The 13,463-nt window shown below is 52.0% G+C and carries 12 protein-coding genes and 1 riboswitch; of the genes, 7 read left to right on the top strand and 5 right to left on the bottom strand.

The features are described from left to right. Window positions 1-284 precede the first annotated feature (284 nt). Genes ACFQI7_RS06910 through ACFQI7_RS06900 form a run of 3 tightly spaced genes read left to right on the top strand, consistent with a single transcriptional unit; the run spans window position 285 to window position 4,008 of the window. Complete coding sequence (locus ACFQI7_RS06910; RefSeq protein ID WP_218098532.1) at window positions 285-1,379, top strand: endospore germination permease; 1,095 nt, start codon at window positions 285-287, stop codon at window positions 1,377-1,379. Continuing rightward, complete coding sequence (locus ACFQI7_RS06905; protein ID WP_218098531.1) at window positions 1,376-2,851, top strand: spore germination protein; 1,476 nt, start codon at window positions 1,376-1,378, stop codon at window positions 2,849-2,851. Before ACFQI7_RS06910 ends, ACFQI7_RS06905 begins: the two co-directional genes overlap by 4 nt. Beyond that, on the top strand, window positions 2,848-4,008 hold the full coding sequence (locus ACFQI7_RS06900) for a Ger(x)C family spore germination protein (protein WP_218098530.1): 1,161 nt from the start codon (window positions 2,848-2,850) through the stop codon (window positions 4,006-4,008). Before ACFQI7_RS06905 ends, ACFQI7_RS06900 begins: the two co-directional genes overlap by 4 nt. A gap of 142 nt (window positions 4,009-4,150) precedes the next feature. Here the strand turns inward: ACFQI7_RS06900 and ACFQI7_RS06895 are convergent, their stop codons facing one another. Together ACFQI7_RS06895 and ACFQI7_RS06890 are read right to left on the bottom strand one after the other, a co-directional pair. Further along, window positions 4,151-4,543, bottom strand: a complete 393-nt coding sequence (locus tag ACFQI7_RS06895; protein WP_218098529.1) for an ankyrin repeat domain-containing protein — start codon at window positions 4,541-4,543, stop codon at window positions 4,151-4,153. 19 nt (window positions 4,544-4,562) lie between these two features. Beyond that, a complete protein-coding gene (locus tag ACFQI7_RS06890) occupies window positions 4,563-5,477 on the bottom strand; it encodes an ankyrin repeat domain-containing protein (protein WP_218098528.1) in 915 nt (304 codons plus the stop codon). Between the two features lie 224 nt (window positions 5,478-5,701). Here ACFQI7_RS06890 and ACFQI7_RS06885 point away from each other — a divergent pair, with 224 nt between their 5' ends. The 4 genes from ACFQI7_RS06885 (at window position 5,702) to ACFQI7_RS06870 (ending at window position 10,297) form a co-directional block, all read left to right on the top strand. Then, window positions 5,702-6,289 carry a TVP38/TMEM64 family protein gene (locus ACFQI7_RS06885; protein WP_230414853.1) on the top strand — a complete coding sequence of 196 codons (588 nt, stop codon included), beginning with the start codon at window positions 5,702-5,704 and terminating at the stop codon, window positions 6,287-6,289. A 506-nt stretch (window positions 6,290-6,795) separates the two neighbouring features. Then, the gene (gene abc-f / locus ACFQI7_RS06880; RefSeq protein ID WP_218098527.1) at window positions 6,796-8,772 is read left to right on the top strand and encodes a ribosomal protection-like ABC-F family protein; all 1,977 of its coding nucleotides are present in this window, start codon (window positions 6,796-6,798) and stop codon (window positions 8,770-8,772) included. 201 nt (window positions 8,773-8,973) lie between these two features. Beyond that, complete coding sequence (locus ACFQI7_RS06875; protein ID WP_218098526.1) at window positions 8,974-9,558, top strand: undecaprenyl-diphosphatase; 585 nt, start codon at window positions 8,974-8,976, stop codon at window positions 9,556-9,558. 53 nt (window positions 9,559-9,611) lie between these two features. After that, window positions 9,612-9,720, top strand: a riboswitch (SAM riboswitch). A gap of 97 nt (window positions 9,721-9,817) precedes the next feature. After that, window positions 9,818-10,297, top strand: coding sequence for an NUDIX domain-containing protein (locus ACFQI7_RS06870; RefSeq protein WP_218098525.1), 480 nt, complete (start codon window positions 9,818-9,820; stop codon window positions 10,295-10,297). A 205-nt stretch (window positions 10,298-10,502) separates the two neighbouring features. On the opposite strand, the gene ACFQI7_RS06865 is transcribed toward ACFQI7_RS06870, so the two are convergent. The 3 genes from ACFQI7_RS06865 to ACFQI7_RS06855 are packed head-to-tail and all read right to left on the bottom strand — an operon-like array spanning window position 10,503 to window position 13,138. Further along, on the bottom strand, window positions 10,503-11,306 hold the full coding sequence (locus ACFQI7_RS06865) for an ABC transporter permease (protein WP_218098524.1): 804 nt from the start codon (window positions 11,304-11,306) through the stop codon (window positions 10,503-10,505). Between the two features lie 3 nt (window positions 11,307-11,309). Then, the gene (locus tag ACFQI7_RS06860) at window positions 11,310-12,110 is read right to left on the bottom strand and encodes an ABC transporter permease (RefSeq protein ID WP_218098523.1); all 801 of its coding nucleotides are present in this window, start codon (window positions 12,108-12,110) and stop codon (window positions 11,310-11,312) included. An 11-nt stretch (window positions 12,111-12,121) separates the two neighbouring features. After that, a complete protein-coding gene (locus ACFQI7_RS06855) occupies window positions 12,122-13,138 on the bottom strand; it encodes an ABC transporter ATP-binding protein (protein WP_218098522.1) in 1,017 nt (338 codons plus the stop codon). Window positions 13,139-13,463 lie beyond the last annotated feature (325 nt).

Raw genomic sequence — 13,463 nt, 5'->3', positions numbered from 1 at the left:
CGGCGCATCGTGAAAAACAGCCGTCCATCTGCCGTGCATTTAGGGGATTAGGGTATGATGGTTACCCGACAAGTGATTGCAGATGCTGTCGATCCGAAGATCACCCATTGCGGAGTAAGCGATTGCGATCGCTGCAATGACGGGATTGAGGGAGGACCTGTCTTTTAAACGGGCAACTACGTTACCCAGCGTCTCCAGAAAATGTCATACATGTTTATCCCCATGTTGTGGCACGCTAAGGGACAAATTGGAATTTCCAGAAATAACCCTGGTGGAGAATGACATTGGATAAAAAAATTCCCGCAATCCTGCTGTATTCCATCTTCATGACTTCCGTCGGCTTGTCGAATCACGTGTTGTTAATCCCTGTCTTGCTCCAGCTCGGAAAGAGAGATGCGTGGATCAGCTCCGCAGCGGCCCTTATTCCCGTACTGCTATGGGTCTGCATTTTGTATGTCATTGTTCGAAGGGTGGGAAGCGACAAAGTGACGGACTTGATCCGTCACCGTTACGGTAAGGCCGCCGGGCTGTTCGTCATGATCCTGATCATTATATACTGCATTGAAAATTCGCTCGTCTCGATCAATGATTTCGTGACATGGACGAACATTTCCTACCTCCCCCAAACGCCAAGATTCGCGGTCATGTCCAGTTTTATTGTCCTGTGTTTTTTTGCCGCCTATGCCGGCATTCGGGCGATTGCAATTACGTCCGGAATGCTTCTTCCGCTCGTGATCCTGCTCGGCTATTTGGTCATGGGCGCCAATATGCAGTATAAGGACTATTCCTTGTTGTTCCCGTTATTTACGCATGGCTATATGAATTCGCTCAAAGATACGATGCTGACCGGCGGCGCCCTGTTCGAGCTGGTGCTTATCGTATTTCTGCTGCAGCATGTGACTTCCCGTCTGCGGCTTTCTTCGCTGCTGCTGCTCTCATTCTTTTTGATCGGGCTGACCGTTGGACCACTGATGGGAGCGATTTCCATCTTCGGTCCGTTTGAGGCCGCGGCTTTACGGTACCCGGCATTCGAGCAATGGCGCATGGTTCAAATGGGAAAATATATATCCCACCTCGATTTTTTTTCCATTTACCAATGGGTGACGGGAGCGTTTATCCGCGTTTCCCTGCTGACGTATCTTGCACTGGATGTAACCGGTCTGCGCAAAGGGCGATTGCGAACGGTTCTTTTGGCCGTTCTGTGCCTGGTTTTCGTGCTGCTCGAATTCGTTCCATGGAACGACACGATGTTTTTCGATTATTTGCTCCATTGGCATTTTTACGGAGTATTTGCTTTTAATCTATTCCTGACCTTGCTGCTGCTTGTGATGACGGCTTTTACCAGGAATCGGAACAAGAAGGAGGCGGATTCGCGTTGAAAGAAACCGAAGTATCGCAGCTGAACGAACCGTTTCTTCGCGATTGGTTCGCTCGTTCCGGCGATGTCAGTATACAGAGCTTTAAGTATGGAACGCAGACGGATGATCAGCAAGTATTGCTCATGTACTGCCAAGGCATGGCCAATACCGATCTTATAGACAAGGTGGTGCTTCCGCAGCTTCAATCGGCGCTGCATTCCACCGGGAAGATCGACGCCTCCCTGCTGAACCGAAGTACGACGCTCCAGCTTGAGCCGATTCGCGATCCCGGCGCCATTGAGCAATTGACGCTTCGGGTATATTGCGGCGAGCTTGTGTTCTTCTTCAAAGATCCGAATTTGCTATTCTCTTTGAATATCGCCAAGCCGCCGAACCGGACGCCGGAGGAATCCAGCTCGGAAACGTCGATTAAAGGGCCGCAGGACGCTTTTACGGAAGAGCTGAGCACCAATATCGCCTTGATTCGCAAACGCTTGAAGACGCGATCGCTCTGCTGCGAGAAGTTCACGATCGGCGCTAGAAGCCACACCTCGGTTGCACTGATGTACATAGACGATGTTATTCGCCCGGAATTTGTTGAGGAAGCGCGGAAGCGTTTGAACGCATTGAACGTGGACGGTCTGCTCACCAGTGCTCAGTTGGAGGAAGGGTTGGTAGGGAAGGGGTATGCGTTATTTCCGTTGATGGAATACAAGGACCGTCCCGACTTTGTGGCGGAGAGTTTACTGAGAGGCCGGTTTACGATTCTGGTTGACGGTTCGCCGATGGCCGTGATCGCCCCGACGAACCTCATGCTTTCGCTAAAGTCTTCGGAGGATATCCACTTTCCTTATTACTATGTGGCCTTGGAACGGGCACTGCGCTTTCTCGGCTTTATTGCTTCGACCTTTCTCCCGGGATTTTGGATCGCCGTGTCGGGCAACAATATCGATCAAATTCCGCTGCCGCTCGTAGCGACGATCGCCTCTTCGCGCCTCGGGCTGCCGCTGTCCGGGCCGCTCGATTTCTTAATCATGCTCGGGCTGTTCGAATTGTTTCGAGAGGCGGGCATGCGGCTGCCGCGGGCGGTCGGGCAGACCGTGTCCGTCGTCGGCGGATTGATAGTCGGGGATGCGGCCATTCGGGCGGGGATTACAAGTCCTACGACCCTCGTCGTCACTTCCATCGCGACGATTTCAATGTTCACGATCGCCAATCAGTCGCTTGCCGGAACCGTCACCGTCTTGCGTCTGGTGACGCTGTTTGCCGCTATGGCTTTGGGCGTTTACGGCTTTATGCTGTCGGTAATGGGGTTAGTTCTTTACTTGTCGACCTTGGAATCGTTCGGGGTGCCGTACCTTGCGCCGCTATCTCCGCCGAAATTCCGGGAAATGCTGCCCGCCCTGCTTGCCAAGCCGTGGAAAAGTCTCAAACGCCGTCCTGCTTTTCTGCAGGGTGACGATCCGACGCGCCGGGGGGGCGACACTACATGAACAGGAGAACTTTGGCGATGGTCATGCTGCTGCCGCTGTTGTTGACGCAAGCGGGTTGTTGGGATATGAAGTCCATTCAGGACATGAACTATTTAACGGCGCTCGGTGTCGATTATAAGGACGGGCATTTCGTCGTCTATGCGCAAATGCTCGATTTTGCCAACGTCGCCAAGCAGGAAGGACCGAAGACCACTGCGCCTTCGTCCGTTTGGACGGGGCAAGTTGAGGGGGAAACCGTGGGCGAAGCGTTCGACGAGTTGTACAAAACGTCGCAGCAGCGAGTTTTCTGGGGCCACGTGACCTCGATCGTCTTTTCGGAATCCGCGCTTAAACGGGGGATCGGCGCCGGCCTCGACGGATTGCTCCGTTATAACGAGACGCGTTACACCCAATGGGTATACGGCACGCGCGTACCGATTGATCAAATATTCGGAACGACGCCATTCTTCGGCATGTCGCCGCTCGCTTCCATTTTGTCGCAGCCCATTGAAAATTATAGGCAGCGGTCGTATATTCGCCCCATGAAGCTGTACAAATTTTTCGTTGAATTGCGGGAGCCGGGATTTACGATGCTGCTTCCTTCGTTAACGATCGACAAGGAGGTATGGAAAAAAGACAAACGCCCCGATCCGAAGCTGTCGGTCGACGGCGTGTTTGCTTTATATGACGGGAAAATGACGGATTGGCTTGAGTATGACAAGCTGGACGGGCTGCGCTGGCTGGAAGATAGTACGGTCCGCACTCCGATCATTTTGTATATGGAAGGAAAGCCGGTAGGCAAGATCTCGATAGTGAGACCGAAATCCCGGATCATTCCTAAAGCGCAAAACGATAAAGTGCGCGTTTCCATCCAAATCGAATGCAAGGCGATCGTTGCCGAGATGCTGCAAAACATCGATGAAGCGACGCTGAAAAAGGAGATCGCGAAGGTCATCCGCTCGCAGATCGAGCATACGTTTGCGGAAGGGAAAAAAGATGCGGTCGACGTGTACCAGGTTGAGCATACGCTCTATAGGGATCATTTCCGGGCATGGAGCAGGCTGACGATGAACAACAGCAAGCGGCTGCAGGATTACACGCTGGATTCGGTGGAAGTGGCTGTTGATCTTGCCCATACCGGCATGTACAAGCTAAGGGACATAATCCACGAGTATTGAAAGGTGCGCTGCCTGTAAAAGAGGAATGAACGGAATTCGCCACCGAGCGGAGGGAGTGTGAGCGATGAAGACTTCGGAAAATTCATCGTCACCACACACAATGACCGGGGGGCGCCAACCTCCCGGTCATTGTGTGTGGTGGCTAGGATGGGAATGCTTCCAGATAACGGACGACTTCGGCCGCGTCGTCACCGCCGGCTTTGGCATGGGCCAGGAGCGATATCGTATGCGGACCCGGCGCATGAATCACTTGCGGGCGATCCGCAAGAACGGCCTTGACGATCTCCAGCTTGCCGAGCATGGCAGACGCGAATACATCGATTCTTGCGCCTTTATCGAGCAAATAAAGCGCAATGTCCCGTCTGCCCATATGCGCCGCGGCACCGAGTGCGGTTTCCCAATCTCCGTTCCCCCAATCCCACGCGGCATTCAGCAGTCCCGGTTCCTTTTCCAGCATTTCGGTTACTTTGTCGAGGCTGCTGTGGGCGTTATACACAAATTGTTTGACAAGTTCGGCTTGCAGTGTACCTGACATGGAACGTTCCCCTTTCCGATTATGGAGCTTCCGCTCCAGGTTCTTGCGTTTCCGCTGAATGCCCGGAGCGGACGCAGCTTGCCATGACTTCCGTGAATTCGGTATTTCCTTTCGCGTGCGCATATTCCGCAGCCGTTAACGCATCGCTATTGCGCAAGAACGGGTCGGCGCCATGCTCCAGCAGCAGCTTGGCCGCCTCCAGCCGGTTGAAATGCGCGGCAACATGCAGAGGGGTGAAGCCTCGGCGGACTTCGCCTTCGCACCGGGAGTCGGGATCGGCGCCGCGCTCCAGCAGCAGCTTCGTCAGCAGCGGATGGTTGCCGGCAATAGAGGCATGCAGGGGCATATTGTTCAGCTTCCCGTCCCGGCTTCGAAGGTCAATATCGGCCCCGGCATCGAGCAAGTAAGCCGCTGTCTCCTCGTGGCCGAAATGAGCGGCAAGACCCAGAGGCGTATAGCCGTCGAAACTGTGGCTGTTGATCAGCCAAGGGCTTTCCTCTGCAATTTCTTGAACTCTGGCCTTGTTGCCTATGGCTGCCGCTTCGAATACATTAAGTTCGGCACCACTACGCAGAAGCAGCTCTTTAATTTCATTCGCGCGGTAGTAAGCCGCCGTCAATACAGCGGTCTGGCCATCCTCCGAAGCTGCGTTTTTGAGCGTTGCGTCCATTGCAAGCAGTTGCTTGACCTTTTCCAGGTTTTTGCTTTTTACCGCATCAAGCATTTCGTTCTTCAGCTTGCGTACGTTTTCTTCGAGCGCTTTCGCTTTCAGCAGCAGCGCTTCGGAATTTTGAACGCCGATGGCAATGAACTGCGAAGCGGCCTCGGAACGGCTTTGAGCGACACCGGCATGAACCAGTAGATCAACAGCCGCGAGGGTGGTTTCATCCAGCCTTACGGAAATGACGACACTTTTTTTTGTTTTTTTACTCATAACAGCAAACACCCTAAACTATAACATTGTAATTTCAATTACAATGTCACTTTATCACGGTCCTGTTTCGAATGTCAATTCATGGATGCTGCTTTCAATCCCCGGAAAGCATGCAAATCGTGAGAAAAAAGCAACCGAACCAATGGGATGCCGACGGTCGACCGCATTTGCTTTCAGACACGACCCCATATATAGTAAATAGTAGTTTGGGAAGAGGTGAGCCGTTGACTTCGTTGTTATCTCGGTTATCATGGGAAGATATTGAAAATTGGTTGCAGCATTATGAATCGCTAGGCCCTATTCCCGGTGTTGCGGCGGCGATGGTCGAATCGTTTATCCCGGTGCTCCCGCTCGTTGCCATTATCGTTGCCAATGTGAATGCATACGGGCCGATCATCGGCGCATTGTTATCATGGCTCGGCATTGTTTTCGGCGCCGTCAGCGTTTTTTTGCTTGCCCGCAAATTCGGCAGCAGGCTGCGCGGCTGGATCGAGCGCAAATATCCCGGTTCCAGAAAATTGATCCATTGGGTCGAAACGCACGGATTCACCCCGATCTTCGTGCTAAGCTGTTTCCCGTTTACTCCGTCGTCGCTCGTCAATGTTGTATCGGGCATATCCAGACTGCCGCTTCATACGTTTGTAACCGCGACTATGCTCGGTAAAGCGGTCATGGTCGGGATCGTAGCGGTAGCGGGATACGATTTGGAAGGTTTGTTCCGGAAGCCGTGGAAAGCCGTGGCCGTCATCGTCGTTCTTGCCGTAATCTGGCTGATCGGACGGAAGCTGGAGTCCCGATACATGAAGCAGTAGTAAGCGGCTTGCGTTGGAAAAACGTGAGAATGAAGAATATCCGGGACAAATAGTGAACTAACGGCAGACACTTTTTGTATAATCGTTTTTTACCGACTGCGCTTTTCCATTTAGGTGTATCCTAGCCTTATTGGATTACTGCATATCTTTTTGCAAAATAATACGTTAACGATTATCGGAGGACCCCACGACGATGAATTAAGCACACGTTTCCTGAAACAACTTGTTACGGTTCGCAATCCGGCATCGGCCAGCCAGTCGATTCGGTTGCAACGGCATACAAGCGGTATTTTTCATTGGAAAAACACCGGTCAGGGATACGTGCGTCGTGTTTGGGGACTTTTTGCGTGCGAGCATAGGCAGAAAACCGTAAATCGCAGACCGTGAACGCAACTGCCGCAGTTTTGGTTTTTCACGCTCATGCGACGCTCTATTTCCCCAATCCATTCGACCGTATGCCGCCGGCTGCGGTTTTTTTGTATATTGAAACGGAACGGGGGATTTCTATGCTAGTACTCAAAGTGAAAGATTTGCATAAGGAATGGGACGGCGTGAAGCTGTTCGAGCAGGTGACCTTCGATGTGAAGGCAGGTGAACGCGTCGCATTATTCGGACGCAACGGCGTTGGCAAGACGACGCTGCTCCAAGGGCTGCTAGGCCGAATATCATTGGATGGCGGAAGGGTCACGAGGCTGATTCCGTTGGACGAATGGGGCTGGATGGATCAACAGGTCCAAAGCGCCCGCTCACTCACGGCACTCGAATTTGTACAATCCGGGTCCCCGGCACTATTCAGGCTGAAGCATACGCTTGCGCAGCTGGAAAGACGGATGAAGGAGACGGCGGATGCAGGCGGAGGGCAAACCGGAGGAGAAAACGACGATTGCAAGCAACCCGAACCGGCCGGTGTCAGAATGAATGACCGGGTCGAAACCGAAAGCGCGCCGGATAGCGGCGCCGATCCGCTCGCGGCATCCGAAGGCGATTTGGAAACGGTGATGACGCAGTATAACGATGCCTACGCGCAATATTTGCAGCTCGACGGCTACGGTTGGGAAGTGAAGGTGGAGAAATGCTTGCAGCAGTTGAAGCTGGAGCCGTCGGTATGGGGCCAGTCGTTCGACCGGTTAAGCGGCGGGCAAAAGACAAGAGCGCAGCTGGCCGCCATGATGGTGCGCGAACCGAAATTGATCGTGCTCGACGAACCGACGAATCATCTGGACGCGGAGACGCTCGATTGGCTGGAGCAGTGGGTCCGGACGTATCCCGGCACCGTATTGTACGTTTCCCACGACCGGACGTTCATCGACCGGACGGCGACTGCGATCATCGAGCTGGAGCCGCACGGCTGCCGGCGCTATGAAGGCGGGTATACCGATTACCGTGCGCAAAAAGAGCTGGAGCTTCGCACGCAGGAAGCGTTGTACAGGAAACAGCAGCAGGAACGCGAGAAGCTGCTGGAAAGCATTCGCAAGTATGCGCAATGGTTTCAGCAATCGCACAAGGCGGCGGGACAGAACGATTTTTACCGCTCGAAGGCGAAGAAGAACGTTTCCCGGATGCATGCCAAAGAGGCGGCCTTGGAGCGGCTGGAGCTAAACGAAGTGAACAAGCCGCGCGAAACGGCGCAACTGAATATGCAACTGGACAGCGAAGCGGTCGGCGCAGCCGTGTTGCTGCGCGTGGAAGACGCAAGCTTTGCTTATGAGGAAGGGCGTTCGATCTTCTCGCAGTTCAGCCTGACGGTGAACCGGGGCGACCGCATCGCGGTGATCGGCCCGAACGGTGCAGGCAAGTCGACGCTGCTGAAGCTGGTCACCGGTCAGCTGTCTCCGGCATCCGGGCACGTGCGGACGAATCCGCAATTGTCCGTCGGCTATTTTGCACAGGAGCTCGGCAACCTGGAGATGGAGGAAACGATACTGAACAGCTTGCTCAAGCTGCCGGACATGACGCAATCGCAGGCACGGACCATACTCGGATGCTTCTTGTTTTCGCGCGACGATGTATTCAAGAAAATCGGACATTTGAGCATGGGGGAGAAATGCCGGGTCGCATTCCTGAAGCTGCTGTTCGGTCGAGCGAACATGCTTGTGCTGGACGAACCGACCAACTATCTGGATATCGATACGCGCGAGCGGGTGGAAGATGCGCTCCATCATTATCCCGGTACACTTCTGCTCGTTTCGCATGACCGCTACTTAGTTCGTAAAACGGCGAATCGGCTCGTGATCATGGATGGGTGTCATCCGCCGCAGGCATTTCCCGGAACGTATGACGAGTACATGTCCAAAGATCGGAGCAAACCGTTCACGGCAGAGGCGCTTCGTAAAGAAAACGAGCTGGGGCAGCTCGAACTGCGTCTCGCTCGACTCATCGGCAGCCAAGAACCGGAGCAGCCGAAGGAGCGGCAAGAGCTTATGAAGGAAATACGACAGGTGCGCGAGCGAATTGCGGATCTCCGTCGGGAGAAGAACGAATGACGGCAGCGGGGTTTTCCGCCGCATTGTTTCACGGACAACAACATTAACATCGGAGATTCAGCAAATTACTACAGCTTTTGGTTGAAAAATCGCGCTTTCAGACTTTTTCCGACGAAATCATTTCATCAGGTGAAAAGATTGTAAAGATTATGTTAAAATGGGTTGGTGCTCGATATCATAGAAATGAGGTCATACAGGTCGATGAACTACGAATTATTCCAATCCATTAATGATTTAGCGGGTCAAAGTCCATTGTTGGACGCAATCATGATTTTTATTACGAAAAAAGCGCTGTACATGTACGCACTTATCCTGCTGCTTATGTGGTTCCTGGGAAGCGAGCGTTCCAAAAGAACCGTTGTGTTCGCCGCAATTACCGGCGCGCTGGGATTGCTGATCAACTTCATTATCGGCCAAATTTATTTCGAACCGCGGCCGTTTGTCGCACACACGGTGAAACTTCTGGTGGATCATGCCGCCGACGCATCTTTCCCGAGCGATCATACGACCGGCGCCTTCTCGCTTTCGCTCGCCGTATTGCTGCTTAACCGCAGAATCGGTTCGTTTATGCTGGCGCTGGCGATTTTGACCGGATTTTCGCGGATCTATGTCGGTAACCATTATCCGTTCGACGTGCTTGGAAGCATCGTTGTTTCCTTGGTGGTCAGCATCGCAGTGTACAAGCTGAGCCCGGTATTTGAGCCGGTTTCTCGTGCGATTATCGCCATTTATAACCGCATTCCGTTCGTCCCGAAGAATAAGAAGGGCGTATCGGCCGGACATTAAATTTCAGTTGAAGTTTTGGAAAAGTATGTTAATCTATTGTCACAATTGAAAATCTCTTATCCAGAGTTCGGTGGAGGGACTGGCCCTATGAAACCGCGGCAACCGGCTTGCTCAGCAAGAACGGTGCAAATTCCTGCAAGGCGCATGCCTGGAAGATGAGAGGGAAGAATACGGCGATTTATGCTGCAGCCCCCTGTCATTTTTTGATGATACGGGGGTTTTTCAATTTGTACATAAACAAGAACAGGGGAGACGAGCCGTGACAATAAGAACAAGGGTCGCCTGCATAGCGGTGCGGGACAACGGGGTGGTTCTAATGAAAAAGCTCATTCCAAGCTATTTCAACTTCAATCAATTAACGCCGCCTGGAGGAGGGCTGGAGCTGAACGAAACGTTGGAGGAGGCTTGCATTCGGGAAATGTACGAGGAAACCGGCTTGATCGTCGAACAGCCGGTCATGAAAGGCGTTATTTCTTACATTAATTACGCGAACAATACATGTGCCGTGACGATGCTGTTTTATACGAATCAAGTACTCGGCGATCTCGTAACAAAAGAGCCGGAGAAGCATATCCCGGAATGGGTCGATCTGACAACCATTCGGGAGAACAAGCTTGTTCCCGAATATTACAATGCGTTTATTGGGATGGTTTTGGCCGGACGGCCGCTAGTCAACGCCAGGCTGGAATGGAACAAGCCGGGAGCTGGCGTGCCTTTCGGGTGGACGGTCGTATCGTAGCAGAAATGCGAGGTGCAATTGCTCGAATATGAATCGCATGCTCCCATAACTGGGCGGAACGGACGAGGCGGAGCTAATCCAGCGGTACCATGAGAGAGCGGGCTTGCCTGAAAATCAAAAAGCGCCCCACGCATCGATGCTCTCGTCGAACATGCCGGACGATTGCACTGTATTAACGGAAGCGCCTGTTTTTTTGCGCATGATTCTATGATCCAGTACTCTGGTACCGGTTAACGCCTTTGTGCCATATAAACAGCGACAATACAAGCAGCACGATGCCGATGATCGGGGTGCCGAACCGGAACCACGAATGGAACAAGCCTTCTCCTTCTTTACCCAAAAAATATTGCGATGGATAAAAATTGACGAAGCCGTACGGGACCACAAACGTCAAAAAGATTTGAATCCACTTGCTATAAATCGAGATCGGATAGTCCATGAAGCCGCGAAAACCGTAAATCATCGTATCGGTAAACGAATTCGATTTGACGAACCAGAAACTCATCGCCCCGGAAATAATCAGCAAGGCGGCCTGGATGAACGTCGCGCCGGCAATCGTCAGGATGAAATAACATACATTCAGAACGGTCCATTCGATATGCAGATGCTGAAAGCAAATGGAGAATACGATGGCCGACAAAATAATATGCCCGAGGAAATGCTGGTTGAATTGCCGGAAGATCAAGTGGACCAGCGGATTCATCGGCTTGACAAGCACGCCGTCGAACTCTCCGCGCTGAACCATCCATTCGAGCGCGCGCATCGGCGACCAGACGAACAAACTGCAAATGCCGTAGGACAGCAAATTCAGCGTGTAGAGAAACAACACTTCATAGAAACTCCACCCGCCAATGCTTTTGAATTTCGAAAGCACGATCCAAATCCCCATGTACGTCGAACCGTAGGTCGTAAATTGAATGAATATATCCATGAAAAACGAGAAACGGTATTCCATCCTTGATTTCAAATAGATGGACAAAAATTGCGAATACAGTTTCAACACATGCATGCGTTAACCTCCCTGGATGACCAGCTTGCTGATGCCTCTTCTCCATACAAGCTCCGAGACGAGAAGAAGGATGCCGATCCACATGAACTGCTGGACAATGAGCAGCAGTGCGCCGGACCATTCGGTTTTGCCCAAATAGATCGAGATTGGCGAGAAATAAATGAGGCGAAACGGCAGGAACGCCGATACGTGCGTCAAGATTTGCGGGAAAAACCATAGCGGAATCCAGACGCCGGAGAACACTTTGATGACGTCGGACAGCAGTCGGCTCAAATGGTAAATGTTAAGGTACCAGAAACCGACCATGCCGAGAATATAGGCGAGCAAAAAGTTAATGACGAATCCGTTAATCAGCGCGACTGCGAACAGGAGCAGCAGGTGAACCGGCGGAATATGCAGCGGGTAAAAGATTGCCGCGATCACGACGAGCGGCGTGAGCTCGAAGAAAATCCGCGAAGCGCTGGTGCCCATCGCTTGGAACAGCATGCACGTCTGCAGACTGATCGGCTTCATCAACTGCAGGCCGATATCGCCAGAGCGGATTTTATCGCCGATGCGAAAGATCGTATCGTTGTTGACGAATACCGATATGCAAGTGCTGATGACCACATAGTTGATCATGTCGTTCAAGCTGATTTGCCCCATGCCGGTGGTTGCGCTGTCCGTGCTGTGATAGAGCGCCGTCCACAGCGCGATTTGCACGAACAGCCCCATGACCCGGCCGAACATTTTCAGGAACACGTCCGTTTTGTAAGCTAAATTCGATTGAAATTCGTTCGTCATAAAAGCGAGATAAAGTTTCAAGAGCAGCCCTCCTACGAACCGGCAACGACTTTGGCGGCGGATAAAGGATTTTCGTACATTTTTCTAATGATCTGCTCGATTTCGCACGGATGCACCACAAAGTCGGTGATCGTAATTTTCGACATCAGCACTTTCAGGATGGCGGTGGAGTTCACGACCGTCTTGTCGTACTTGACCGTGATGCTTTTTCCGTCGTATGTAAAATCGTCGATGCCGAGGTGCACGAGCTCGTTCCAGTGTTGAACGGGGTCTGCCGTTTCCACGACCATCGTTTCGCCGGAGCCGTAAATCGTTTTGAGCTGGTTCAGCACGCCGTCGTACATCAATTTGCCGCGGTCGATGACGATAACCCTCGAGCACAGCTTCTCGATGTCGGACATATCGTGCGTCGTTAAGATGACGGTTGTTTTGCGTTCCAAATTGACCTGCTTGATGAATTCGCGAATGTTTTCCTTCACGACGACATCCAAACCGATCGTCGGTTCATCCAAATACAAGATGTCCGGATTGTGCAGCAGGGCGGCGCACAAATCGGCGCGCATCCGCTGGCCGAGGCTGAGCTGCCTCACCGGAGCGTTCATGAATTCATCGATGTCCAGGATGTCCGAGAACAAGTCGATGCTGCGCTTGTACTCCTCATCCGATATTTTGTACATGTATTTCATAAGCCGGAACGATTCGGAAACCGGGATATCCCACCAGAGCTGCGTCCGCTGGCCGAAAACGACGCCGATGCGGCGGGAGTATTCCTTGCGGTTCCTGTAAGGCACGATCCCGCCGACTTCCACGACTCCGGCGGTCGGCACGAGAATGCCGGAAAGCATCTTGATCGTCGTCGATTTGCCCGCGCCGTTCGGTCCGATATATCCGACAATCTCGCCGCGGCCGATCTCAAAGGAAATGTTGTCGACCGCGACTTTGTCCGTGTACTTGCGGTAAAACAAATCTTTGATCGTGCCTGTGATCCCCGCGCTCTTCTGCTGTCTTTGAAACACTTTGGTCAATTGATCCACTTTTATTAGCGTCATGCAAGCTGCTCCTTCCAAAAACATCCAGTTATAAATTGAATTTAATCATACAATGAAACATATGTTCGTGCAACCATTTTTTCAAATGATTCACTAAAAAATGACAGCTATCCAACAATAATCGACACGCAGGTTCCGCTTCAATGGAAAAAATGAATATAGTCAATTTGTCGCATATTGCATTACTCCGTGAGTTAACGGGACTTGACCAAATTTTAATAATCCGTTGATCAATTGCGTCCGCGCCTGTGATAAGATACTTTTGTCGCTCTTGGATTCTATGAAACGACAGTTTCATAGATTCGAAGCGAAATACACATACTCG

The sequence above is a fragment of the Paenibacillus allorhizosphaerae genome, assembly GCF_042659105.1.
In the GTDB taxonomy this organism is placed as follows: domain Bacteria; phylum Bacillota; class Bacilli; order Paenibacillales; family NBRC-103111; genus Paenibacillus_G; species Paenibacillus_G allorhizosphaerae.
The sequence above is the reverse complement of the archived record's forward strand: the minus strand, read 5'-3'. Positions and strand labels throughout refer to the sequence as shown.